General features: G+C 62.4%; 21 protein-coding genes. 7 read left to right on the forward strand and 14 right to left on the reverse strand.

The genetic code is table 11. From position 1 onward, the window contains the following. Nucleotides 1-3 precede the first annotated feature (3 nt). The gene (locus RRH01S_RS21485; protein ID WP_034520410.1) at nt 4-891 is read left to right on the forward strand and encodes an SMP-30/gluconolactonase/LRE family protein; all 888 of its coding nucleotides are present in this window, start codon (nt 4-6) and stop codon (nt 889-891) included. A 352-nt stretch (nt 892-1,243) separates the two neighbouring features. Then, nucleotides 1,244-1,864: a PRC-barrel domain-containing protein gene (locus tag RRH01S_RS21490; RefSeq protein WP_042474147.1), complete on the forward strand. Its 621-nt coding sequence runs from the start codon at nt 1,244-1,246 to the stop codon at nt 1,862-1,864. Nucleotides 1,865-1,921: 57 nt separating this feature from the next. Here RRH01S_RS21490 and RRH01S_RS21495 read toward each other — a convergent pair whose 3' ends face one another. Next, nucleotides 1,922-3,145 carry an argininosuccinate synthase gene (locus RRH01S_RS21495; RefSeq protein ID WP_034520406.1) on the reverse strand — a complete coding sequence of 408 codons (1,224 nt, stop codon included), beginning with the start codon at nt 3,143-3,145 and terminating at the stop codon, nt 1,922-1,924. Between the two features lie 133 nt (nt 3,146-3,278). Between RRH01S_RS21495 and RRH01S_RS21500 the strand changes: the two genes are divergently transcribed. Continuing rightward, nucleotides 3,279-3,746, forward strand: coding sequence for an Lrp/AsnC family transcriptional regulator (locus tag RRH01S_RS21500; RefSeq protein ID WP_034520405.1), 468 nt, complete (start codon nt 3,279-3,281; stop codon nt 3,744-3,746). Between the two features lie 41 nt (nt 3,747-3,787). Here the strand turns inward: RRH01S_RS21500 and RRH01S_RS21505 are convergent, their stop codons facing one another. Further along, the gene (locus tag RRH01S_RS21505; protein ID WP_007699742.1) at nt 3,788-5,113 is read right to left on the reverse strand and encodes a putative bifunctional diguanylate cyclase/phosphodiesterase; all 1,326 of its coding nucleotides are present in this window, start codon (nt 5,111-5,113) and stop codon (nt 3,788-3,790) included. Between the two features lie 115 nt (nt 5,114-5,228). After that, the gene (locus tag RRH01S_RS21510; protein WP_042474150.1) at nt 5,229-6,971 is read right to left on the reverse strand and encodes a response regulator; all 1,743 of its coding nucleotides are present in this window, start codon (nt 6,969-6,971) and stop codon (nt 5,229-5,231) included. Nucleotides 6,972-7,314: 343 nt separating this feature from the next. On the opposite strand from RRH01S_RS21510, the gene mutL reads away from it, so the two are divergent. Beyond that, nucleotides 7,315-9,135: a DNA mismatch repair endonuclease MutL gene (gene mutL / locus RRH01S_RS21515; protein ID WP_042474154.1), complete on the forward strand. Its 1,821-nt coding sequence runs from the start codon at nt 7,315-7,317 to the stop codon at nt 9,133-9,135. 83 nt (nt 9,136-9,218) lie between these two features. Next, nucleotides 9,219-9,449: a DUF2093 domain-containing protein gene (locus RRH01S_RS21520; RefSeq protein ID WP_007699749.1), complete on the forward strand. Its 231-nt coding sequence runs from the start codon at nt 9,219-9,221 to the stop codon at nt 9,447-9,449. 34 nt (nt 9,450-9,483) lie between these two features. Here RRH01S_RS21520 and lpxK read toward each other — a convergent pair whose 3' ends face one another. The 6 genes from lpxK to RRH01S_RS21550 all read right to left on the reverse strand — a co-directional run bounded on the left by lpxK (nt 9,484) and on the right by RRH01S_RS21550 (nt 15,467). Then, nucleotides 9,484-10,587 (reverse strand): tetraacyldisaccharide 4'-kinase, encoded by a 1,104-nt coding sequence (lpxK, locus tag RRH01S_RS21525; protein WP_042474156.1) that lies wholly within the window; start codon nt 10,585-10,587, stop codon nt 9,484-9,486. A 96-nt stretch (nt 10,588-10,683) separates the two neighbouring features. Further along, nucleotides 10,684-11,412 carry an HAD family hydrolase gene (locus RRH01S_RS21530; protein ID WP_007699766.1) on the reverse strand — a complete coding sequence of 243 codons (729 nt, stop codon included), beginning with the start codon at nt 11,410-11,412 and terminating at the stop codon, nt 10,684-10,686. 14 nt (nt 11,413-11,426) lie between these two features. Further along, on the reverse strand, nt 11,427-12,746 hold the full coding sequence (gene waaA / locus RRH01S_RS21535) for a lipid IV(A) 3-deoxy-D-manno-octulosonic acid transferase (protein WP_007699769.1): 1,320 nt from the start codon (nt 12,744-12,746) through the stop codon (nt 11,427-11,429). Between the two features lie 180 nt (nt 12,747-12,926). After that, nucleotides 12,927-13,166, reverse strand: a complete 240-nt coding sequence (locus RRH01S_RS21540; RefSeq protein WP_007699772.1) for a DUF4170 domain-containing protein — start codon at nt 13,164-13,166, stop codon at nt 12,927-12,929. A gap of 61 nt (nt 13,167-13,227) precedes the next feature. Beyond that, nucleotides 13,228-14,037, reverse strand: a complete 810-nt coding sequence (locus RRH01S_RS21545; RefSeq protein WP_042474159.1) for a 3'(2'),5'-bisphosphate nucleotidase CysQ — start codon at nt 14,035-14,037, stop codon at nt 13,228-13,230. Between the two features lie 80 nt (nt 14,038-14,117). Then, complete coding sequence (locus RRH01S_RS21550; RefSeq protein WP_042474162.1) at nt 14,118-15,467, reverse strand: TldD/PmbA family protein; 1,350 nt, start codon at nt 15,465-15,467, stop codon at nt 14,118-14,120. 150 nt (nt 15,468-15,617) lie between these two features. On the opposite strand from RRH01S_RS21550, the gene RRH01S_RS21555 reads away from it, so the two are divergent. Then, nucleotides 15,618-17,438: a monovalent cation:proton antiporter-2 (CPA2) family protein gene (locus tag RRH01S_RS21555; RefSeq protein WP_034520532.1), complete on the forward strand. Its 1,821-nt coding sequence runs from the start codon at nt 15,618-15,620 to the stop codon at nt 17,436-17,438. Here the strand turns inward: RRH01S_RS21555 and RRH01S_RS21560 are convergent. From RRH01S_RS21560 to RRH01S_RS35115, 3 genes are read right to left on the reverse strand one after another with little or no spacing between them, the layout of a single operon-like run. Further along, nucleotides 17,435-18,301, reverse strand: a complete 867-nt coding sequence (locus RRH01S_RS21560) for a patatin-like phospholipase family protein (protein ID WP_007699784.1) — start codon at nt 18,299-18,301, stop codon at nt 17,435-17,437. The genes RRH01S_RS21555 and RRH01S_RS21560 overlap by 4 nt on opposite strands. An 18-nt stretch (nt 18,302-18,319) precedes the next feature. Then, complete coding sequence (gene rsmD / locus RRH01S_RS21565) at nt 18,320-18,886, reverse strand: 16S rRNA (guanine(966)-N(2))-methyltransferase RsmD (RefSeq protein ID WP_007699787.1); 567 nt, start codon at nt 18,884-18,886, stop codon at nt 18,320-18,322. A 6-nt stretch (nt 18,887-18,892) separates the two neighbouring features. After that, entirely contained in the window at nt 18,893-20,935 is a 2,043-nt protein-coding gene (locus RRH01S_RS35115) for a pseudouridine synthase (protein WP_110924647.1), read from the reverse strand. A gap of 72 nt (nt 20,936-21,007) precedes the next feature. Here RRH01S_RS35115 and RRH01S_RS21575 point away from each other — a divergent pair, with 72 nt between their 5' ends. Continuing rightward, nucleotides 21,008-21,466 carry a nucleoside deaminase gene (locus RRH01S_RS21575; protein WP_007699793.1) on the forward strand — a complete coding sequence of 153 codons (459 nt, stop codon included), beginning with the start codon at nt 21,008-21,010 and terminating at the stop codon, nt 21,464-21,466. 41 nt (nt 21,467-21,507) lie between these two features. Here the strand turns inward: RRH01S_RS21575 and RRH01S_RS21580 are convergent, their stop codons facing one another. Both RRH01S_RS21580 and ileS read right to left on the reverse strand, forming a co-directional pair. After that, the gene (locus RRH01S_RS21580) at nt 21,508-22,140 is read right to left on the reverse strand and encodes a hypothetical protein (protein WP_007699796.1); all 633 of its coding nucleotides are present in this window, start codon (nt 22,138-22,140) and stop codon (nt 21,508-21,510) included. Nucleotides 22,141-22,273: 133 nt separating this feature from the next. Further along, a complete protein-coding gene (gene ileS / locus RRH01S_RS21585) occupies nt 22,274-25,156 on the reverse strand; it encodes an isoleucine--tRNA ligase (protein WP_034520395.1) in 2,883 nt (960 codons plus the stop codon). Nucleotides 25,157-25,189 lie beyond the last annotated feature (33 nt).

Consider the following 25,189-nt stretch of genomic DNA (forward strand, 5'->3'; position numbering starts at 1 on the left):
CATATGACCGCGATTCACGATTTCCAGGGCACCATTCTTTCCGACACCGCTTCGGTGCTGGGCGAAGGGCCGACCTATGATCCGGATACCGATACGGTCTGGTGGTTCAACATTCTCGGCAAGGAATTGCATGAGCTGCATCTTGCGACCGGTAAGAAGCAGGTGCACGAGCTGCCGATGATGGCGAGCGTGCTGGCCCGCATCGATGCCGGGCGGCAGTTGATCGCCACCGAAGAAGGCCTGTTTCTACGCGACGTCGCGACCGGCGAGCTAACCTTTTATGCCGCCATCGAGGCGGACAAGCCGGAGAACCGCTCCAATGACGGGCGTACGCATATCTCCGGTTCGCTGTGGATCGGCACCATGGGCAAGCGCGCCGAAATGCAGGCGGGCGCCATCTATCACGTCGCCGGCGGCAAGGTGACGAAGATTTTCGATCAGATCAGCATTCCGAACTCGATCTGCTTTTCTCCCGACGGCACCATGGGCTACTTCACCGATACGCGCGTCAGCCAGCTGATGCGGGTAATGGTCGACCCTCTAACCGGGCTTCCGACGGGCGAGCCCATCGTTCTGGTTGACAGCATGGAGGATCCGGGTGGCATTGACGGCTCGGTCTGCGATGCCGACGGCTATATTTGGAACGCGCGCTGGGGTTCAGGCTTCGTCGATCGCTACAGCCCGGACGGCTTGCGTATCGAGCGCTATCGCGTGCCGGCCGCGCAACCCTCCTGCCCTGCCTTTGTCGGAAAGGATGCCGATCGCCTGGCGGTGACGACGGCCTGGGAAGGTCTCGATGAAGACGCCCGCTCGACACAACCACAGGCCGGAGCGCTTCTTGAGCTCGGCCCGACAGTCAAAGGCGTTTTCGATCCGCCCTACAAGATCTGATCGAGTTTGCCGTCTCTCCAGCGGTCGCGATCACCGCGAGGACGGCACGCTGGAAAACACAGGCCAGGGCGCTCGGATAGAGCCGCCCTGCGCCAGGAGCCGAAGCATCCCCGCCGCAACCGGCCTATCCGATCGCCTTCTTTTAGTTGCACCCATCCTTTCATAACAAATTGATTTTCCATTATATTTTTTCCACCTCAGGGCAATGCAGTGCCGTTTTCTGCAACTTTTTCCGGAACCAAACCCCTCCTCGACCAGTTCCTCTACCGAACCGGCACGATGATGGTCAGCCAAAAAAGTGGCGCCGCCCGAGCCGGGGAGCATGCCCATCTGAATGAAAGGTAGGTTCACGATGACCGGCAAACTATTTACCTCCGTCGCTGTTGGCGCGGTCTTTGCCACAGCATCTGTCCTCTCACCCATGGCCTTCGCCCAGGCACAGCAACCGTCGACCGGCAACAACGCGCCGCTGACGCAGACTGCACCGGCAACGCCCGACACCACCAAGCCGGCACCCAAGATGCCGCAGAGCGATGCCCAGGCGCCAGCCACGACACCGACAACCACGACGGCGCAGGCCGGTGGCTATCTGACCGAGCAGTCGGCGGATCAGATCAGCGCCAAGACCTATATCGGCCAGTCGGTCTATAATGGTCAGAATGAAAGCATCGGCAGCATCAACGACTTGGTCCTGCTGAAGCAGGGCGGTGTTGTCGCTGCAGTCGTCGGCGTCGGCGGTTTCCTTGGCATGGGCCAGAAGAACGTCGCCGTTCCCTTCGACAAGATCACGGCTACGCAGAATGTCGAGGACGGCAGCGTCAAGCTGACGACCACCGAAACAGCCGATGCGCTGAAGGCAGCGCCCGAGTTCAAGACGCTTGCCGCGCAGGCCTCCGAGAAGGCCGCACAGACACGAACCACGACGGTGCCTGGAACCGACAGCACGACGACCTCGTCGACGACCAATAAGTAACGAAGGTTCTCGCGCAACAGTGAAAAACGGCGGCCCTCATGGGCCGCCGTTTGGCCTTTAATGTCCCAATCTCTTGTTGCGCGCCGCCAAGGTCTTCAGTCGGAGCCCGTTGAGCTTGATGAAGCCCTCGGCATCGTGATGATCGTAGCTGCCCGAACCCTCCTCGAACGTTACGAGATCCATCGAATAGAGCGAATTGGAGGAGTTGCGCGCAATCACGCTGGCCAAGCCCTTATGGAGCTTTACCGTCACCTCCCCGGCAACATGGGTCTGGCTCCGGTCGATCAGCGCCTGCAGCATTTCCCGCTCCGGCGCATACCAGAAACCGTTGTAGATCAGCTCGGCATAGCGCGGCATGATCTCGTCCTTTAGGTGAGCCGCACCACGGTCGAGTGTGATCGATTCGATCCCACGATGCGCGGCAAGCAGGATCGTACCGCCCGGCGTCTCGTATATCCCGCGCGATTTCATGCCGACGAACCGGTTCTCGACCAGATCGATCCGCCCCACCCCATGCCTGCCACCCAGTTCGTTGAGCCTGGTCAGCAGCGTCGCCGGTGACAGCTTGACGCCGTTGAGAGAAACCGCGTCACCCTTCTCGAAGCCGATGGTGATGATCTCCGGCACGTTGGGCGCGTCCACCGGATCGACCGTGCGCTGATAGATATAGTCCGGCGCGATATCCGCCGGGTCTTCCAGAACCTTGCCCTCGGACGAGGTGTGCAGCAAATTCGCGTCAATCGAGAATGGCGCCTCGCCGCGCTTGTCCTTGGGGACTGGAATCTGGTTCCGTTCGGCATAGCCGATGAGCTGGGTACGGGACTGAATGTCCCACTCGCGCCAAGGTGCGATGACCTTGATGGATGGGTCGAGCGCGTTGACGGTCAATTCGAACCGGACCTGATCGTTGCCTTTGCCGGTGGCGCCATGGGAGATGGCATCGGCACCCACGTCCTGGGCGATCTTGATGAGATGCTTTGCGATAAGCGGACGGGCGATGGAGGAACCGAGCAGATACTGGCCTTCATACACGGTATTGGCGCGGAACATCGGGAAGACAAAGTCGCGCACGAATTCTTCACGTACATCCACGATGCGGATGTCCTTGATCCCGAGCATCTCAGCTTTCGCGCGCGCCGGCTCAAGCTCCTCGCCCTGCCCCAGATCGGCGGTGAAGGTCACCACTTCGCATTTGTAGGTCTCCTGCAGCCATTTGAGGATGATCGAGGTGTCCAGGCCGCCCGAATAGGAGAGCACGATCTTCTTGATATCTTTGACCATGAGTGATTTTCGTTCCCAGTGTTGATACCTTGGAACGATAGGCCAAAGCTGACGCAATTGGCTTGCGAAGACAGTCGCAAACCTGCATGATGTTGGCATATTATAGCGTCTATGCCGAACATAGGAGCAGATGATGCCACCAACACTTGACGCTATCGATCGGCGCATACTTCGCGCGCTTCAGCGCAATGGGCGAATTCCGAATGTGGAACTGGCCAAGGAAGTAGGACTTTCACCCTCGCCATGCCTGCGCAGGGTACGGCTGCTGGAAGAATCGGGCGTCATCGATCGCTATGTTGCCGTGCTCGATCCGGCAAAAGTCGGTATGGGCCTTACGGTGTTCGCTCGCGTTTGGTTCAAAACGCAGGACGCCGAGATTACCCATCAGTTTGCGGAGACGGTCAGAAAGTTCCCCGAGGTCGTCGAATGCTACCTGACGACCGGTGAATGCGACGCCATCATGCGGATCGTTACCGCCGATCTCCACAGCTATTGGCGTTTTCAGGCTGACCATCTGACACGCATACCCAGCGTCCAGAGCGTCAAGACCGACGTTCCAATGGAAACAATCAAGCAGGGCCACGAACTGCCATTACCATAGGCTTCAGGACGCGCCGAGGCGCGGCACCGCCCGGCTTGTGATCAATTTCCGTGGAGATAGCGCAGGGTGGCGGTGCTATCGGCGGGCTTGCCGTAATAGTAGCCCTGCCCCATGGCGCAGCCGAGCGATTTGAGCTTTGCCGCCTCGGCGTGGTCCTCGATGCCTTCTGCGACGACTTCAAGGTCGAGCCCCTCGCACATGGCAAGGACCGCCTTGACGATGTGTTCGGAGGCGCGATCCGAATTGATGCGCGAAACGAAGGCGCGGTCGATCTTCACCTTGTCGAAGATGAATTCGCGCAGGCGGCCGAGGCTGGATTGACCGGTGCCGAAATCGTCCAGCGAAATGCGGACGCCGGCGGCCCTGAGGTCGGCAATGATGCGGTTTGCCGTTTCGGCCGAGCTCATGACGGCTGTCTCGGTGATCTCCAGCTCCAGGCGATGCGGATCGAGCCCGACGCGGCCGAGAATAGCAAGGATGCTGCTGCTCGTGCCGGGATCCATCAATTGTGCCGAGGACAGATTGAAGGAGAGGAACAGTTCGCGCGGCCAGGAGAGCGCCGCCTCGGCCGCCTTGCGCAGCAAGGTCTCGGAGAGAGCATCGATGAACCCGCGCTCCTCGGCGAGCGGCACGAAGACGGCGGGCGAGACGAAGCCGAGATCGGCGTCGTTCCAGCGCGCCAAGGCCTCGAAACCGAGAACCGCGCTGCTGGCAAGCGAGACGATCGGCTGGAAATGCACGTCGATGGCGTCGGAAATGATGGCATTGCGCAGCGCCTGTTCGAGCTGCGTCGCGCGCTTCATCTCCTGGGCGATTTCCTTGGAATAGACAGTGATCTGGCCACGGCCGCGGCGCTTGGAACGATAGAGCGCGGTCTCGGTGTTTTTCAGCAGATCGTCGAATTCCTCGCCGGCGAAGGGATAGATGGCAAAGCCGAAAGAGGCGGACAGGCGAACGTTGCGATCGCCGAGATCATAGGGCGCCGACAGCACTTCGCGGATCATCTGCCCGAACTTTTCGGCACCGACACGCTCGAAGACCAGCGGCAGCACGAAGGCGAATTCGTCGCCATCATGGCGCGTCACGGTGGCGCCGTCGGGAATACAGGCCTTGAGGCGGTGGGCGACCTGACACAGGATTTCGTCGCCGGCCTCGACGCCGAAGAGATCGTTGATGGGCTTGAAGGAATCGAGGTTGACGATGCCGATGGTGAAGGGCGCGGGATCGCTGGCACGCTCGACCGAAAGCAGCCGTGCCCGATCGCGCATGCGGTGGCGATTACCCAAACCCGTCAGCGGGTCGGTATAAGCCATCGCCTGCAGCTCGTTCTGACTGACTGGCGCGAGCGGTATTTCAGCCGATTTCATGTTCAGTCCCGACATTTTCTCCACCCGCCAAAGAGCATGACAACGAAGTCTTAACAAAGGATGGCAAGACTTCGGTCATTCCATACGGGCGATATCTGTTCATTGGGGCTGGCAGTTATGAGACTTGCCTGGCCTGAGCTTTACGGCTGCCACGCATGTATTTCTGGAACACGGTTTCAAGAATATCCGGGCTGACGGGCTTCAGGATGACATCGTCCATGCCGGCATCGGCGCATTCCTTGCGGTCACGCTCGAAAGCCTGAGTCAATACGCCGATGATCGGCGTGTGTGTTCCACCTTCCTTGTCGCTGCGGCGGATCAGCCGCGCCGCCTCAAAACCATTCAGACCCGGCAGGGAAATATCCATCAGGACCAGCTCCGGGCGATGCTCGTTCCAGAGCCGCACGGCCTCATCGCCGCTCGGCGCGATCATGTAGCGGTAACCGAGCCCCTCCAGGATCTGCGAGAAGACGATCTGGTTGATGTCGTTGTCCTCCGCGACCAGGATCTGCAAGCCGTGCTCTTCTCCGCCGGCCGCGATCTGCCAGTCCTCCACTCCGCCTTCAGCACTCTCGCCCGGCTTACGGCGGATATTGCGGTTGAAGTGCCGCGCAATCAGGAAGGTGAGTTCGGAGGCGAGTTGCGAGCCGTCCAGCGACAGCGCCGGGATACTCTGACGCTCCGCTAGTTCGACGCCGCGATTGCCGAGCTGGTTGTCGACGATCACCAGATCGATCTTGACCCCGAGGGAACTTGCGACATCCAGGAACGCCGCCTCCTCGTTTTCATTGTGGACCGAGCAGGTGTCGAAGCCGTATTTGGCGAGCATCTTCAGCGCGGCCGTTTCGGCGGCGAGATCGCTGGTCACCACTAGGATCTTGCGGCCGGAGAAATTCTCTGGAACGAAGGTCTCCATGGCCGGAGGGCGGCGCGATAAGGTCTGAAGTGCTGCCATCGGCACATAGGCGCGCCGGTAGGAGCGGTCGCTATTCTCCTTGATTTCCGAGGCGAGTGCGAATTCGTCGAAATCGGCTCCGTCCTTCGGCAGGTCCTGCATAGTGGCAATGAGGAAATAACGGCCGGGCTTGCCGATGCGCTGCTTTCTGGTGACCACGTCGCGCTCGATGCCATCGCGGGAGATCTGCCGCTGGTGCGTGATCGACATTTCGCCGGTCTCGATGACATGCCGGTCGCTTTCCTCGAAACGATTGGCGAGGTCGGTGGAGAAGAGATCGGCGCCCTTCCGGCCCAGCACCTCTTCCGGCGTGGTCTGGTATTTGTCGCTGAAAGCCTTGTTGACTGCGACATAGACCATGTTGCAGTCCTTGACGAACAGCGGAAACGGCAGGTTATCGAGAATATCCTCGGTGAGCTGCACGCGCTCCATATCGATGCGCCACTGCTCCTCGCGTTTTTTCACCTCGGAAATGTCGGAGAGAATGCAGACGCCAAACCCCGATGGCAACCGGCGCTTGACGAAGCGGACCCAGCGATCCGCGCCGAGGCGCTCCGTCGTCTCGAACCGCTCGCGCCAATGGGAGGCAATGCGCTGCGAGATCCAATCGTCGCGCGTCACTGTCGATTTCGTCTGGCCGTTCGGATGCCGCACGCCGGTATCGAAAACCGCGCCGAGATAATCCCGCAGACGTGTCGACGGTTGCAGGAATTGCGGCGGGATCGGGAAGAAACTCAGGACGTGGCGGCTGGCAAACAGTAGCAGGTCGTTCTTGTCATAGACGAGGACGGCGCTGGAAAGCCCGTCGCAGACGGCATCGAACAGCGCCGCCTGCAGATTGCCGTCCGACGGCACATCTTCAGTCATCACTGCAAAGGCTGCCTTGCCAATCTCGGCAGTCATTCGTCCGCTTCCTACATCTATCCGATTACGGCACGCCAAAGCTTGAGAGCCGCGATAGCTCTCGAGATCAATTTGTGGAAACATCATGCTGGCATGGGTGCTTGAAACAGGCGGAAGCCGGCTCATGAAGAGATGACGGCCACCAACCTGCCGCCAAGAGCCGTATGCGCGCAAAAAGCGCGCCACCTGCAATCATTTCAAGTTTTCCAAGGGCAACCTGTCATCTTTCCCTTAATCATTGATTAAATTGGTGAACAAAGCCCCCAACCTGAATCGGGTGGATGACGAAAGGCTAATAGCGTTTTCTCTTTCCAGTTCGTCGCGAATCCACGAAAATGAAAAGATGACCATCAAACAACTCTCGGAAACCCTGATCAACCAGATCGCCGCCGGCGAAGTCATCGAGCGGCCGGCGAGCGCTGCCAAGGAACTGATCGAAAATGCCCTGGATGCCGGCGCGACCCGCATCGAAATCGCGACGGCCGGTGGCGGCAAGGCGCTGCTGAGGGTCAGCGACAACGGCTCCGGCATGGAACAGGCGGATCTTGAGCTTGCCATCAAGCGGCATTGCACCTCGAAGATTTCCGACACTCTGGACGATATCCGTACGCTCGGTTTCCGCGGCGAGGCCCTACCCTCCATCGGCTCGGTGGCGCGGCTGTCGATCGCCAGCCGCAGGGTCGGCAGCGCCGGCGGTGCCGAGATCGCGGTGGCGGGCGGCAAGGTGCTGCATCTGCGCCCGGCCGCGGCCAATCCGGGCACGATCGTCGAGGTGCGCGATCTGTTCTTTGCGACACCGGCGCGGCTGAAATTCCTGAAGACCGAAAAGGCTGAGGCAGCGGCGATCACCGAAGTCGTCAAGCGCATGGCGATCGCCTTTCCGCAGGTGCGCTTTGTCCTGTCGGGCAGCGACCGTTCGACACTGGAATTCCCCGCGACCGGCGACGACCGTCTCGCCCGCATGGCGCAGGTGCTCGGCAAGGACTTCAAGGACAATGCGATCGAGCTCGACGCCGAACGTGAAGATGTGCGCCTCACCGGCTTTGCCGGCGTGCCGACCTTCAATCGTGGCAACTCGGCGCATCAATATGCCTTCGTCAACGGCCGGCCGGTGCAGGACAAGCTGATCCTGTCGGCTATCCGCGGTGCCTATGCCGAGACCATCCCGTCCGGGCGCTATCCCATTGCCGTTCTGTCCATCACCCTCGATCCGGCCCTCCTCGACGTCAACGTGCATCCGGCGAAATCCGATGTCCGCTTCCGCGATCCGGGCCTGGTGCGCGGCCTGATCGTCGGCGCCATCCGCGAGGCTTTAGCGCGCGAGGGCGACCGCGCCGCCACGACAGGCGCCGACGGTATGCTGCGTGCCTTCACCTCCGGTTTCCAGCCGGGATGGCGGCCATCCGTTCCGAGCGCGCCCTGGACGCCCGAGGCTTCGCCATCGCGGCCCTATCAGCCGGCGGCGACCAACGGATATGGTTTCAGGGAACGGCCGCAAGCCGCCTTCGACGGCCTGACCATGCCGACCGCCCGCGCCGAGAGCACGCCATTCGTCGAGCCGACGCAGTCAGAAGAGCCGGCCCGCTTTCCGCTCGGTGCTGCCCGCGCCCAGTTGCATGAGAATTACATCGTCGCGCAGACCGATGACGGCCTCGTCATCGTCGATCAGCACGCGGCGCATGAGCGGTTGGTGTTCGAGGAGATGCGCAAGGCGCTGCATTCCAAGCGCCTGTCTTCACAGGTCCTGCTCATTCCCGAGATCGTCGATCTGCCGGAAGAGGATTGCGACCGGCTGATGGTGTTTGCCGATGAGCTGGGCGAGCTCGGCCTTGCCATCGAGCGCTTCGGCCCCGGCGCAATCGCGGTTCGTGAGACGCCGGCCATGCTCGGCGAAGTGGATGCGCAAGGGCTGATCCGGCAGTTGGCCGACGAGATCGCCGAGTGGGACACGGCCTCCGGTCTTGCCGCGAAGCTCGAATATGTCGCCGCCACCATGGCCTGCCACGGCTCGGTGCGCTCAGGCCGGCGGCTGCGGCCGGAGGAGATGAACGCGCTCCTGCGCCAGATGGAGGCAACGCCGGGCTCTGGCCAGTGCAATCACGGCCGGCCCACCTATATTGAGCTGAAGCTCTCGGACATCGAACGGCTGTTCGGACGAAGCTGAGCACCAGTATCGTCAAAAGAGCTGGAAAAGTCCGGCTTGGCGCGTTATGGCAAACAAGTGACCAATATTGAGGACGGCAGCAGATGAATCTTTTTGAGGGACATGGAAACCGCGAGGCGAAGGTTCGCTATCTCGACGGCGATTTCCAGATCCTCATGCCGGGGTCCTATGTCGTTTGCGCCATGACCGGCCAGCATATCGCGCTCGACGAGCTGCGCTACTGGAGCGTCGCCCGGCAGGAACCCTATGCCGACGTGATGTCGTCGCTCGAAGCCGACAAACGCGCCGGCGTGCTTCCGAACCAGAAGCGGTAGTCTCTTTCTCCACCGGAAATAAGGTCGCGCGGCGCTATGGCACCTCGCCCCCCTCATCCGCCCTATTGGGCACCTTCTCCCCGCTGGGGAGAAGGGTTTTTCCAGTCCAACCTTCCCGCAGCCGGCGTTCCCGTGCCGCGGCGATCGCCCGGTCGATGATCAGCTCCGGCGCGTGAGGGTCATCGAAGACCATCGCGATTTCGATGACGCGGCAGCGTGCCAGGAGTTCGTCGGCGCGACCGTGGTGGCCGATCAGACGGACATAGTCCTTGGAGGTGGTGACGATCTCGAGATCATCTCGATCTGCAACGTCGAGAATATCGGCGATCTCATCCTCTTCCAGATGCTCGTGATCGCCGAAAGAGCGGCGAACCGCGATACCGGCGCCCAGCGTCTCGACCGTGCGGAAGAATTTGATGGGATCGGCGATGCCGGCGAAGGCGAGCGCCTTGCGTCCGCGCAGATCCTCCTGCCCCAGCGTCTTGATCGATGCGGAGAAGAATGGCTTCCCGGCTCTTGCCGCCAGCCGCACGATCCGGTCGGCGGCATTGCCATCGCCGACTTTCAATAGTCCCGAGGTGTAACCCAGCTGCGTCCGCAGCGGCGCGCGCACCGGACCGCCGGGGACGAGATGCCCGTTGCCGATGCCTCGCGTGGCGTCGATGACGACCAAGGCATAATCGATGGCGAGCTGCGCACTCTGGAAACCGTCATCCATGATGATCAGATCGGCGCCTTCGCGAACCAGCCGCTCCGCGCCATCGGCACGGCGGCGCGCGATCACCGTCAGCGCCTCGCGGGCGAGCAGCAGCGGTTCGTCGCCGACGGCGGTCGCATGGTGATCATGGGGATCGACTACGGTCGTCACGTCGAGAGAACCGCCATAGCCGCGGCTGAGGAAGCCGGGCTTCAGCCCCTTGGCCTTGGCAGCGCGGGCAAGCGCCAGCGCCGTCGGCGTCTTGCCGGCGCCGCCAACCGTGAAATTACCGACGCAGATGACCGGCACCGGAACGGAGGCGCGGCGGCCATGCACCATGCGATGGCCGGCCACGCGGCCGTACAGGAAGGAAAAGGGCGAAAGCCCCCAGGCCCGCCAATCCGGCTTCCGCCACCAGAACGGCGGTGCTTCCGATACCATGCTCTAATCCCGTCTCGCGTAGGCTGTTGCCCCATACGATCTCAGCAAGGCGGCAACAAAGGGCAGATCAGATGAAAAAGCAAGCCTGTGCCGAACTTACGCCGGCTGGGCGGCCGGCAACAGGCTTTCCAGCTCGGTGATGTCGTTCAGGCAATAATCGGAGGCGGCGGCCAGCGATTCGCGCGAGCCGGTGCCCGTCAACACGCCGACCTTCAGGCCCACTCCGGCATTGTGCCCCATGTGAAGATCATGATTGTTGTCACCGACGACGGCAATCTGCACGGGGGCAAGACCGGTCGCTTTCGCAAAACCGAGCACCATGCCTGGCTCCGGCTTGGTGCCGAAACCGCTATCGTAGCCGGCGATATAATCGACATAATCCAAGAAGCCGAAGCGGCGGGCCGTCTGGCGGATCGAGCGCTCATTGTCGCTGGAGGCGACGCCAAGCTTGTAGCCCCGCTCATGCAGCCGACGGAAGAACGCGGCGAGATCGGTGACTGGCGCGGAGAAATCGGCAGCATGGGAAAAGAGCGCATCGAGCTTTTCCGTCAGCTCCGCCACGTCCACCTTGGAACCAGCGGCAACGAGACCCTCCGAAATCTGGCGGGTATTGCCGGCGGCAAGCAGGCTGTCGGGCACGATATGACCGGTAACCGGATCCATGCCGCAGGCTGAAAGCAGATGATCGGCAAGCGCTGCGTCACCTTGAGCCGCGATGCGGGCAAGCTCGCGATTGACCGGCAACCAGCTCGCGTCATAATCGAGCAACGTGCCGTCCTTGTCGAACAGAATGCCCGCGATCGCCTCCAGCTTCACCGCTCCCATGGAATGCTCCCCTCTTACCCCTGCGCCATTGTCTTCGGCATCAGCCGCGCCTTCACGGTCAGCGGATTGATGTAGGGCTCCAGCCCCTTGATGGTCGCGGCCAGCGCCCCGCGCATCTCATGCACCGCGATGAAGCCGGCATCGATCATGCCGCGCCGCGCCGCGTCGTTGGTCAAAAGATAGTGCACGCCGCGCGCCAGCATCTCGGTGTCGCGCACCATGCGGGCGCTGCCACGGCGGGCGAGCAATTGATAGGCGTCGCGAAAATTCTGGACATGGCCGCCCGTCAGGATGGCGCAACCGAGCATGGCCGGCTCCAGCGGGTTCTGCCCGCCTTCGTTCAAAAGCGACTTGCCCATGAAGGCAACGTCGGTCAGGCGCAGATAGAGGCCCATCTCGCCGATCGTGTCGCCGAGAAAAACATCGACATCCGGCGATAGCACATCGTTGCGGGTACGGCGGGCAACCTTCAGCCCCTGCTCGACGAGCATCGCCTCGATCGCGTCGCAGCGCTCGGGATGGCGCGGCACGATGATGGTGAGCTGGCCGTCATGCTCCGTCAGCGTCTTGTGGACGACGGCGGCGGCATTTTCCTCGCCCTCGAAGGTCGAGACGGCGGCCCAGGTCTTGCGGCTGCCGATCTGCTTCATATAGCGGGCGAGCGTCGGCGCATCATAGGGCGGCGCGTCGGTATCCACCTTGAGATTACCGGACTTGATGACCTGCAGTGCACCAAGATCGCGGAAGCGTTCGGCATCGAGATCGGATTGGGCAACGACCAGCGCGAGCTTTTCGAACAGCGCCTCGGAGAGTGACGGATGGCCGCTCCAGCGAGCAAAGGAGCGATCCGACATGCGGGCATTGACGAGGATCTGCGGAATGCGCCGGCGCTCGAGTTCCAGCACGGTTGCCGGCCAGATCTCGGATTCGGCGAAAATGGCGCAATCAGGCTGCCAGTATTCGAGGAAGCGGCTGACGGCCGGCTTCAGGTCCAGCGGCACATATTGGTGGATGACCTCGTCGCCAAGACGTTCCTTCGTCACCTTGGCCGACGTCATCGTTCCCGTGGTCAAAATGACGTGAATATCGCGGCGGCGGATTTCGCGGATCAACGGAACGACCGCCGAAGTTTCGCCGACACTTGCGGCATGGAACCAGACCAGCGGCCCCTGCGGGCGGTTGGCGCTGGCATAGCCGGATCGCTCCAGCCGGCGAGAGCTGTCTTCCTTGCCTTTGGCGGCGCGGAACGCGAGATAAGGTCCGATCAGCGGATAGATCGCAATGCCGCCAAAGCGGTAGGCACCCAAAGCGAGGCGCGCCCTGAGGCTGCTCATCTCGACTGCCTCCGATCCAAGCTGATCGTCATCGATGCCAAATCCCAATTGTTCAACGGCCGAAAGTTCGGCCGATTCTTGGTTCCGATTGCGTCAAAAATACCGTGTGATAACCGGATTGAAAGCAACAATGCCCCTCCGGACGGCAATATCAAATATTAAATGGAGCGAAACGCGGCTTTAGGATGCCTTGTCCGGATCAAGCAAACGATGCAGATGGACGATGAAATAACGCATATGAGCGTTGTCGACCGTCTGCTGCGCCTTCGACTTCCAGGCCGTCAGCGCGGTCGCATAGTCGGGATACATGCCGACAATGTCGAGCTCGTTCAGATTGCGGAACTGTACTTCTTCGAGATTTTCCAATTCCCCGCCGAATACGAGGTGCAGGAGCTGTTTTTTGTCGCTGGTAACAGTCATTTTCGTCTCTTTCTGCTGTCGTCCCCCTCCGCACTTCCTCTGCGGGATTTTGACCCAAACGTCAACTGTCTCGTCTGTGGGCAAGCTGGCGCAGGAGCTCCGACAAGTGGACAGCCGGTGCGCCGCAGAGTTCGCCGTGGGAGACATCGGCGCGGTTGTAATTGAGCGGTTGCCCTGAGAGGTCGACCAGCGCGCCACCCGCCCGTTCCAGGATAAGATCGGCGGCGGCCAAATCCCAATCGTGGGAGTTGCGCTTGACGATCGTCCCTTCAAGCCGGCCGTCGGCGACCATGGCAAGACGATAGGCGAGCGAGGGTACATGCTTCGCCCGCTGGATGGTCTTGCGAAAATCCGGGCTTACTCCGTGAAGTGCTTCTTCGGTGGTGGCCAGCCTATGAACGGCCTCCCCCGTCCGGTCGGAAACGGCGATAGGCTCGCCATTCTTCAGCGCCGGACCGTCCGTGGTTGCCACGAACAATTCGTTCAATGCCGGTGCGTAGAGCACGCCCGCGGTCGGTCGTCCATTGGTGACCACGGCGACGCTGACGCACCACAAATCAAGCCCAGACAGGAAGCCGCGCGTGCCGTCGATCGGATCGACGACGAAAACGGTCTCATGCGCCAACCGTTCGGCATCGTCGTCGGTCTCTTCGGAAAGCCAACCATAGCCGGGCCGCGCCGGGCGCAGGATGGAAGCCAGCGTCTCATTGGCAGCAAAATCGGCGGCGCTGACGGGCGACCGGCCCTCGTTCTTCCACCAGACCTCGGGCGACTGCCGAAAGAAGCCAAGAGCGACTTCGCCGGCCTGACGCGCCGCCTCGACGATCAGGTTCAGGTCGCTCAGAGCGTCACCTTTCCGGCTATCGTTCATTCCCAGATTCCAATCTCCGGCTTGCTATGTGCTGGCCATGATCCTGTCCGAAAACCACTGCGCGCTTTTCGGGATCACAGTCAACGCCCGGCCAGCGTCATGCCCTCAATGGCGAGTGTCGGCGCGGCAACGCTGAAATCGCGGTCGATATCGTTTGCCTGCGTCACGCGCATGAACATGTCCTTGAGGTTGGAGGCGATCGTCACCTCCGAAACCGCGAAAGTCAATTCACCGTTCTCGATCCAAAAGCCCGTGGCGCCGCGGCTGTACTCGCCGGTGAGCATGTTGACGCCCTGCCCGATCAGCTCGGTGACGTAGAAACCATTGCCGACATTGCGGATCAGCTCTTCCGGCGAGATGTCGCCCGGCTCCAGCGCCAGATTCGTAGAAGACGGAGACACCGAGGTACCGCCACGCGCGCCGCGACCGTTGGTCTTGAGACCACCGATTTCGCGGGCCGTCGAGGTGGACAGGAACCATTGCTTCAGCACGCCGTCCTCGATCATCACCAGCCGCTTGCCGGTTACACCTTCGCCATCGAAAGGACGCGAGGCGGAACCGCGCACGATCAGCGGATCGTCGGTGATCGACAGGCCGGCTTTCAGCACCTGTTGGCCCATCTTGTCGCGCAGGAAGCTGCTCTTGCGGGCAACGGACGCGCCGTTGATCGCGCCGGCGATATGCCCGACGAAGCCGCGCGCCACGCGCGGATCGAAAACGACGGTCACGTCCTTGCCGGTCGGAACCTGGCGCGGATTGACGCGCTTGATCACTCGTTCACCGGCGCGGCGGCCGATCTCCTCGGACGCATCCAGATCGGCAAAATAGAGGCGGCTGTCGAAATCATAATCCCGCTCCATGCCGGTGCCTTCGCCGGCAATGACGCTGACGGAGCGGCTGAACCGCGAGCCCATGTAGTGACCGGCAAAACCATGCGACGTGACAAGCACCATGCCGCCCATGCCGGCTGATGCACCCGAGCCGGAAGAATTGCTGACGCCAGGAACGGCAAGCGCCGCCTCTTCCATTGCAAGGGCCGCCTCGCGCAGCTCGGCCGACGAAACCTCGGTCGGATCGAACAGGTCGAGATCGGGATAGGTTTTGGCGAGATCAGTTTCGTCGGCGAGGCAGACGAAGGGATCTTCCGGCGAGACCGTGGCCATGGTGACGGCACGCTCGGCGAGCGCCTGCAGGTCGAAGCCGGGATTGGCCGAAACGCTGGCGACACGATTGCCGACGAACACTCTCAGCGAAAAATCATCGCTTTCGGAGGATTCGGTACCCTCGACCTTGCCGAGACGAACGCTGACGGATTGCGAACGCGAGCGTACGACGACCGCATCGGCCGCATCCGCCCCGGCTTTCCGGGCGAAGTCGATCAATTGGCTGGCGCGGGAAAGCAGAGTGGCGGAATCGATTTCTGAGGACATGATTTGGCCTTTCCTTCGCGTTCCATTTATTGTGCACTACATAAAGCTACAAGGGCGGCGAAGCCGATTCTTGTCCGAATGTCGTCACGCATGGTTGTTTCCGACGATCATGTACTGCAACACCGCCTGCCCCACAGAAAGAAACAGACGATGTCCGCGCCGAATGCCCTCTTTACCGAAACCCTTATGCTGCTCGGAGGCGCCGTCGTCACGGCGCCGATCTTCAAGAAATTGGGGCTCGGCACCGTGCTCGGCTATCTCGCCGCCGGCGTCGTCATCGGCCCGGTGCTGCACGGCATCGGTGACAGCGAAGCCGTGCTTGCGGTGGCGGAACTCGGCGTCGTCTTCCTGCTGTTCATCATCGGCCTGGAATTGAAGCCGTCGCGCCTGTGGCAGATGCGGCGCGACATTTTCGGCCTTGGCACCGCGCAGGTCGTACTCAGCGGACTGGCGCTGACGCTCGCCGCCTATCTCGCCAATATCACCGGCTGGCGTGGCAGTATCATCGTCGGCTTCGGCCTGGCGCTGTCGTCCACGGCATTCGCGATGCAGATCCTCGAACAGGAGGGCGACGTCAACACGAAATACGGCCAGCGCTCCTTCTCCATGCTCTTGCTGCAGGATCTGGCGATCGTGCCGCTGCTTGCCCTCGTCACCGTGCTCGACGGACCGAAGGAAGCTACCAATCCGATACCGGACCTTGCCATTGCCGTTGGCGCGGTCGCGGCGATGATCATTGCCGGCCGTTACCTTCTGACGCCGCTGTTCCAGGTCATCGCCCGCACCGGCGCGCGCGAGGCGATGATTGCGGCCGCCCTTTTGGTCGTCATGGGTTCGGCGACCCTGATGCAGATCGCCGGCCTCTCCATGGCCATGGGCGCTTTCCTTTCCGGCGTGATGCTGGCCGAATCCTCCTATCGCCACGAGCTGGAGGCGGATATCGAGCCCTTCCGCGGCGTGCTTCTCGCCATCTTCTTCATCGCCGTCGGCCTGTCGCTGAAGCTGGACGTCATTGTCGACAACTGGGTGCTGATCGTGCTTGCCGTCCCGGTCCTGATGGTCATCAAGGGCGTGGTCATCTACGTGCTCTGCCGCGTGACCGGCTCCTCGCACAACGACGCCATCCGCATCGCCTGCCTGCTACCGCAAGGCGGTGAATTCGGCTTCGTGCTGTTCAGCACGGCCAGCGCAAGCGGTGGGCTATTCTCGGCCAGCACAGCCTCGATGCTGATCGCAATCGTGACGCTCTCGATGGCGCTGACGCCGCTCGGCTCGGCGCTTTCCAAGCGCCTGCTCAGCGGCGATACGCATGAGGAATTGGACGAGGATTTCGAGGGTGCGGGCTCCGACGTGCTGATGATCGGCTTCTCGCGTTTCGGCCAGATCGCCGCACAAATCCTGCTGGCCGGTGGCCGTGACGTTACCGTCATCGACTTTTCCGCCGACCGTATCCGCCAGGCCTCCAACTTCGGCTTCCGCATCTATTTCGGCGATGGTACCCGCAAGGATGTGCTGCGCTCGGCCGGCATCGACCACGCCAAGATCGTCGTCGTCAGCACGCATCACCGCGAGATCACCGACAAGATCGTCGAACTGGTGCAGACGGACTATCCGCATGCACGCCTCTTCGTCCGCTCCTATGACCGCATCCACTCGATCGAACTGCGCAACAAGGGCGTCGATTACGAGCTGCGCGAGACGCTGGAATCCGGCCTGCTCTTCGGCCGCCGCACGCTGGAAGCCCTCGGCGTCAGTGAAGCCGAGGCCTTTGAGATCGGCGAGGATATCCGCAAGCGTGACGAACAGCGGCTGGTGCTGCAGGCAAGCGAAGGCCTGCAGGCAGGCCGCGACATGCTCTACTCACGGCCGGTCAAGCCGGAACCGCTCGTCAAACCCAAGCGCGCTGCCGACGTCTTCAGCGACGACGACGATCTCTCGGCATTACCGGAGGAAGAGCCGGAACGGGCTTAATTCTTCGCGGTGATCACCCGGTCAAGGGCGAACTTCAACTCGTCCTTGACGCCGGCCGACATGGCGAGGATTTCGCGGGCCTTCAGGAAATCGAGCACGCCGGTGCGGCCGACGGACGGCCGCAGGAAGATTTGCGGGGCGAGCAGCCGCAGCTTCAAGGCGATGTTGGACTGCATGGTCAGCTGGCCGGCGCCGAACAGGCTCTCGATGCGGTTCGGAAACTGGGTGCCGTCGCCTTCCGGCCCGCCGACGACGTCGATGCCGATGATGATATCGGCAAGCCCGGCCAGATGTTCGTAAGGGACCGGGTTCATGATGCCGCCGTCGATCATCACGCGCTCGCCGACCTTGACCGGCATGAAGACGGCGGGAATAGCCGCGGAGGCGGCCAGCACCGGGAAGAGCTCGCCTTTTTCGGTCACCACTTCAGTCTGGTCGTAATAATCCGTCGTCACCACCTTCAGCGGGATGTGCAGCTCGGAAAAATCCTCGGGAAAGGCCGGCGGCATGAAGGCGCGCAGGATGCGTTCGAGGTTGAACTGGCCGAACCGGAATTTACGAACGCTCGCGGGCCTGAGGCTCCAGATCTTGTTGAGCACGGCCGGGCGATTACCGACGGTTGCGAGCGTATAATCGCGGATTTCCGCGCCGCTCATGCCGGCCGCCATCGCCGCGCCCATGATCGAGCCGATGGAGGCGCCGGCAATCGCAACCGGGCGAATGCCGAGTTCGTCCAGCGCCTCGATGATGTGGATATGGGCAAGACCACGCGCGCCGCCGCAACCGAAGGCGACCGCGACGCTCGGCGTGCTTGATGTCGCGAGCGTATGGTCGCTCCCGACAAAATCAGCGTAATCGCCCATGGTCGTCTCCCTCCGCCGCTAGGCCTGCCGGGGCTGATAACGGAAGAAATGCATCTTGCTGTCGCCGAAGGTCCGCTCTTCGAGGAAGAGAAAATCCGGGGCGACGGTCACCGCGACGTCGGCGCGTTCCTCGAGGATCGCCAGCGCCCCCGGCACCAGCCAGCGGCCGGCGGCAGCCGCCGCAAAGGCCTTCTCACCCAGCCCCTTGCCATAGGGCGGATCCGCGAAGAGAAAATCGAAAGGCTCGAGATTGCCGACGCTTCCAAGATCGGTGGCGTCGCGCCGCATCATGCGCGTGCGGCCATGAAGGCCGAGCGCATCGATATTTTCCCAGAGCAGGCCACGGCCCTCGACGCTGCTTTCGACGAAGAGGACATGACGGCAGCCGCGCGAGGCGGCTTCCAGGCCGACCGCACCGGTGCCGGCAAAGATATCCATCATCCGGGTGCCATCGAGCGCCTCGGGATAGGCATGGGTCAGAATATTGAACAGGCTCTCGCGCGTGCGGTCCGCCGTCGGACGAATATCGTTCGACTTCGGAACCGCAAGCGACCGACCGCGAAACTCACCGCCGACGATCCGCACCGCGCGTTAACCCCTTCCGCCCTTGGGGCCGCCCTTGCCGGGGCCGCCACGGCTCGGACCGCTCCGGCCAGCACCACCCGACGGACGTCCAGCGCCACCGGGCTTGCCCGAGAAGCCCCGTGCACCGCCGGGCTTTCCACCCGGTTTGCCGCCACCAAAGGACTTTCCGCCGCCCGGCTTCTTGCCGAAAGACTTGCCAGCCGGCCGATCACCCTGCGGGCGGTCTCCACGCGGCGGCCGATCACCGAATGGGCGATCGCCGCGAGGACGTTCCGAGCGCTGCTCGCCATCGAAAGACCGGGCGCGAGGACGCTCGTCACCCTCGGCGCGCGGCCGACGGTCGCCGGTGGGACGATCGCTGAACGCACGATCGCCACGGGGTTTATCACCATACGGACGGTCACCACGGGGCTTGTCGCCATAAGGGCGGTCACCGCGCGGCTTGTCACCGAAGGGTCGATCGCCACGCGGACGTTCAGAGCGTGCTTCGCCCTGGAATGATTTCGCACGGGGGCGATCGCTACCCTCTGGCCGCGAGCCACGTTCGCCGCGCGGACGATCGCCAAATGCTTTATCTCCACGAGGTTTATCACCATAGGGGCGATCACCACGGGGCTTGTCGCCGAAAGGCCGGTCGCCGCGCGGCGGGCGATCGCCACGGGGACGGTCGGAGCGCTTGCGGTCGAAGCCGTCGTCATCGCCACGACCCGTGCGCGGTGCTTCCTCGCTCGAGCGGATCCATTCTCCATCCGCCTCGGCAACGCGGTTAACGCGAACGCGCGGGCCTTCGTCCGGACGGTCGAAACCGCTACGCTGTGGGCGCTCGGGCTCACCGCGCTTAGCGGCAGTCCTGGTATTCTTGGCCGCTTTCGCGGCAGCCTTCTCGCCGAGCGGACGGGCGCCGGGCGCCATCCAGACATTGGCGTTGCGGCGCGCGCCGAGCGGTGGCCGCTTCGGGCGGTCGTCTTCCTTATGGCCGCCTTCGCGGCGTCCTTCGTCACGACGATCGTCGCGCTTGGTGTCGAGACGACCCAAGGCGCGTTCGCGCTTATCCTCGGGGCGCTCGCGGTCGCGCCTCGGGCGTTCCTCTTTCGCGGCACGCTCCGGCTTGGCCTCAGCCTCATCCTCGCCGGCGGGCGCCGAGGCGTTGTAGAGCGGCGCATCGAAATTCGCCTTGGCGTCTTCGACCAGACGGGGGCCGAGCTGATCGCGCAGCGTGCGGCCGCGCACTTCCAGCACCCGGCCTTCCGGCAAGTCACCGAGCTGGAACGGGCCATAGGAAATGCGGATCAGGCGATTGACCTCGAGGCCGAGCGCACCGAGCACGTTCTTGATTTCGCGGTTCTTGCCTTCGCGCAGACCCATGGTGATCCAGACGTTGGATCCCTGCGTGCGGTCGAGCGTTGCTTCGATCGAGCCATAGAGCACGCCGTCGACGGCTATGCCTTCCTTCAGCTTGTCGAGTGCGTCCTGATCGATCTCGCCATGGGCGCGCACGCGGTAGCGGCGCAGCCAGCCGGTGGTCGGCAGTTCCAGAACGCGGGCAAGGCCGCCGTCATTGGTGAGCAGCAGCAGGCCTTCGGTGTTGATGTCGAGACGGCCGATCGACATGACGCGCGGCAATTCTTCCGGCAGATTGTCGAAGACGGTCGGGCGTCCCTCGGGATCGGCATTGGTGGTCACCAGGCCGGCCGGCTTGTGGTAGAGCCACAGGCGCGTGCGCTCGATACCGCGGATCGGCATGCCATCCACTTCAATCTTGTCGGCGAGCGTCACGTTGACGACCGGGCTGTCCAGCAGTACGCCGTTCAGCCGCACACGGCCGTCCATGATCATGCGCTCGATGTCGCGGCGGGACGCCACGCCGGCGCGCGCCATCAACTTGGAAATGCGCTCGGCCTTTCCGTCACCGCCGTCGGTCTCAGCCGCCGCCTTGGCGGGCGCTGCCTTCAGCGGCTTGGCGTCGTCGCGTTTCATCGCCGGCTTCGTGTTGGTGTCGCGGGTAAAGGGTTTTGGCCCAGGCCGCTTGGGCTTGTCATTCATTGTCATTTGTTGTTTGCCTGAATTTTTAAGGCGTGTTCCTATCAGGTCACGCCCCTGCGGTTAAGTGGAAAATCTTAAATGGCGAATACAAATCACTTCATGAAGCTGGCGCTCGCCGAAGCACGCAGCGCCGGAGCGCGTGGTGAAGTGCCGATCGGTGCCGTCCTCGTGCTCGACAATGCCGTCATCGCCAAGGCCGGCAACCGCACCCGCGAACTCAACGACGTCACCGCTCATGCCGAAATCGCCGCGATCCGCATCGCCTGCGAGGCGCTCGGCCAGGAGCGCCTGACGGGCGCCGATCTCTATGTGACGCTGGAGCCTTGTACCATGTGCGCGGCGGCCATCTCATTTGCCCGCATCCGCCGCCTCTACTACGGCGCGGAAGATCCGAAGGGTGGCGGAGTGGACAATGGCGTGCGCTTCTATCGCCAGCCGACCTGCCATCACGCGCCGGAGGTCTATTCGGGTATTGCCGAACGGGATGCGGCCGACATTCTCAGGGAATTCTTCCAACTGAAACGGCAGGAAGACTAAAAAAGCGGCGGTTCAGGCCGCCGCTTCATGCTCGGAAAGACTTATTGGAACGGCTTCCACCAGCTGCTGCTGTTGGACTGCTGCGCTGCCTCGGCGTCCTTCTTGCGCTGCTTTTCCTTCTTGCTTTCGGGCGTGCCGACGTCGCTCAGTGCGGCCGGGTCGGAGACCTGGCGATACTGCTGCGGCGGATCGATCAGATAGCGGCGCTGATCGTAGGTGCCGGCCTGATCCTGACGCGCGGCACGATAGGCTGCCGTCTGCTCTACTTCCGTCTTGCGGTTGCGGCCGCTGTCGGCCTGAGCGAGCGGAGAGCGATAATTGACGTCATTCTTGTTCTGGTCGGCCTCTTCAGCCAGACGCTTGCGCGCGTCTTCCGGCGATTCGAGCCAAGCCGGGTTATCCTTGCTCGCCAGCGTCTGCTGCGGCGCGGTCAGCGCTTCCCTCTGGTTTGCAGCGGGCAGAACCAGACCGGGGCGGTTCGGGTAGGTCACGCCCTTGTCCTTCGGCGTGGCGGCCGAAACGGAGGCGATATCGCCGAGGTCGTCGAGAAGCTGCACGCCGGCAGTCTTGTCCGTGCCGTAGCTCGGGCTGCTCAAGCAGCCGGACATCAAACCGCAGCCAACCACGAGTGCCGCCAAGCTGACGCCAACACGAACCCTATGCATCGCTCTCATGAAAACCCTTCCCAGCCATGCCGGTACATCTATAGCAGACCCCAATTCATGCCAACTGCCGCAAAAATCGGGCCATTTTCAGGCAGCTTTTACCGGATGAACGCCTCGAAGGCAATTCACCCGGCAATTTTCTTCAGTTGACGGCCGCGAGTTCACGCAGGGCCGCGGCGTCGCGTGCCGAGACGTCGGGATATTCCGAATCGGACCCGACATCGGTGGTGATGCGCCAGGAACGGGCACATTTGCGACCTTCGGCCAATGCCGGCACGACACTCACCTTGGCGGCATCATCCAGACGGAAGGCATCAGTAGGCCCTTCGCCACCATTGACGGTGATGCCGGAGGTGATGCAGATCTCGGCCAGATCCTGCCCTTCCAGCGCCTTCAGAAGCTCCTGATCGGCGACGTAGACAACAGGAGCAGCTTCCAGCGAGGAGCCGATACGCTTGTCCTTGCGCTCGATTTCCAGAGCACCGGTGACGACGCTGCGCACGGCGCGGATCTTCTTCCACTTCTCGGCCAGCGCCTCGTTCTTCCATTCGGCGGGAACGGCGGGGAACTGTTCGAGATGCACCGAGACCGCCGACGGATTGCGCGACAACCAGGCCTCTTCCGTCGTGAACGGCAGCATCGGCGCAAGCCAAGTCACCATGCAATCGAAGATCGTGCGGATGACGGCAAGGGCCGCGCGGCGGCGCAGGCTCGACGGAGCATCGCAATAAAGCGCATCCTTGCGGACATCGAAATAGAAGGCCGAAAGCTCGACATTCGAGAAATCGATGAGGGCGCGGGCGATGCGTTTGAAGTCGAAGGCGTCGTAGCTTTCGCGCACGAGCTCATCGAGCTCGGCCAGACGGTGCAGCATCAGCTGCTCCAGCTCCGGCATATCGGCGTACGCGATCACCTCGCCCTTGTCGTGCGCCAGCGTGCCGAGCATCCAGCGGATGGTGTTGCGCAGCTTGCGATAGGCATCGACATTCGTCTGGATGATGGCCTTGCCGAGACGCTGGTCTTCCCAGTAGTCGGTGGTCATGACCCACAGGCGCAGGATATCCGCGCCGCTATCCTTCATCACATCCTGCGGCGCTACGACGTTGCCGAGCGACTTCGACTGCTTGCGGCCCTGTTCGTCCATGGTGAAGCCATGGGTGACGACCGTATCATAGGGCGCACGGCCACGCGTCGCAGCGCTTTCGAGCAGCGACGAATGGAACCAGCCGCGATGCTGGTCGGAGCCTTCGAGATAGACGTCCGCCGGCCATTTCAGGTCCGGGCGGTCTTCCAGCGTGAAGGTATGGGTCGAGCCCGAGTCGAACCAGACGTCGAGGATATCCATGACCTGCGTCCACGGCTCGTTGGCCTTTTCGCCAAGGAAGCGCTCGCGCGCGCCTTCGGCAAACCAGGCGTCAGCCCCTTCCGCGTCGAAAGCTTCGAGGATGCGGGCGTTGACGGCATCGTCCTGCAGGATCTCGCCGTCATCGTCGACGAAGATCGCGATCGGCACGCCCCAGGCGCGCTGGCGCGAGAGCACCCAATCCGGGCGCTGCTCGATCATGGCGCGCAGGCGGTTCTGGCCAGTGGCGGGCACAAAGCGGGTATCGTCGATCGCCTTGAGCGCGCGCGACCGCAGCGTCGTGCCGTCGGCAAGGTCCTTGTCCATATAGACGAACCATTGCGGCGTGTTGCGGAAGATGACCGGCTTCTTCGAGCGCCAGGAATGCGGATAGGAATGCTTCATGCGTCCTCGGGCGAAGAGCGTGTTCGTCTCGATCAGGGCCTTGATGACCAGATCGTTGGCATTGCCCTTCTTGCCGTTGTCGTCCATGACGCGGCCGCCGTCGAAGCCGGGGGCATCGGCGGTGTAGAAGCCGGCGTCATCGACCGGGAACGGGATACGTGGCGAGATTCCCCGGGCTTCCAGCGCGCGGGCATGGGCCATCCAGACGTCAAAGTCCTCGCGGCCGTGGCTCGGTGCGGTGTGCACGAAGCCGGTGCCGGCATCGTCGGTGACGTGATCGCCGTCGAGCAAGGGAACCTTAAAGTCGTAGCCGAGCGAGGCCAGCGGATGGGCGCAGATGATCGCACCGAAGTCCTCGGCGGTCACGTCGCCCAGACGCTTGTATTGCAGCTTTGCCTTGGTGAAGGCTTCCTCGGCGAGCTTGTCGGCGAAGACCAGCTTTTCGCCCGGACGCGGACCGAAATCATTGGCGGCTTCCGTCACTTCGTAGAGGCCATAAGAGACCCGCGACGAATAGGCGATCGCCCGGTTGCCGGGGATCGTCCAGGGGGTCGTGGTCCAGATGACGACGAAGGCGTCGGCAAGTGCTGCCGGACCTTCGACGACCGGGAACTTCACCCAGATCATGTCGCTCTCGACATCGGCATATTCGACTTCGGCTTCCGCCAGCGCCGTGCGCTCGACCACCGACCACATGACCGGCTTCGAACCGCGATAAAGCTGACCGGTCTTGGCGATCTTCAGCAATTCACCGGCGATGCGGGATTCGGCGTGGAAGTTCATCGTCAGGTACGGATTGTCGAAATCGCCGACGATGCCGAGACGCTTGAACTCCTCGGACTGGATCTTGATCCAGCCGGCGGCAAAGTCACGGCATTCCTGGCGGAATTCGTTGACCGGAACCTCGTCCTTGTTCTTGCCCTTCTCGCGGTACTTTTCCTCGATCTTCCACTCGATCGGCAGGCCATGGCAATCCCAGCCCGGAACGTAGTTGCTGTCATAGCCGCGCATCTGGAACGAGCGGGTGATGACGTCCTTGAGAATCTTGTTCAGCGCGTGGCCGATGTGGATGTTACCGTTGGCATAGGGCGGGCCGTCATGCAGCACGAACTTCTCACGGCCGGCAGCCGACGCACGCAGCGCCTTGTAGAGATCCATCTCCTGCCAGCGCTTGACCAGCTCCGGCTCCTTCTGCGGCAGGCCCGCACGCATCGGGAAATCGGTCTCGGGCAAGTAGAGGGTCTTCGAATAGTCGAGTTTTTCAGCGGTATCGGTCATGGTTCAGACAATTGCCTCGGCGTCTCGGGCATA

The sequence above is a fragment of the Rhizobium rhizogenes NBRC 13257 genome (assembly GCF_000696095.1).
Taxonomy (GTDB): domain Bacteria; phylum Pseudomonadota; class Alphaproteobacteria; order Rhizobiales; family Rhizobiaceae; genus Rhizobium; species Rhizobium rhizogenes.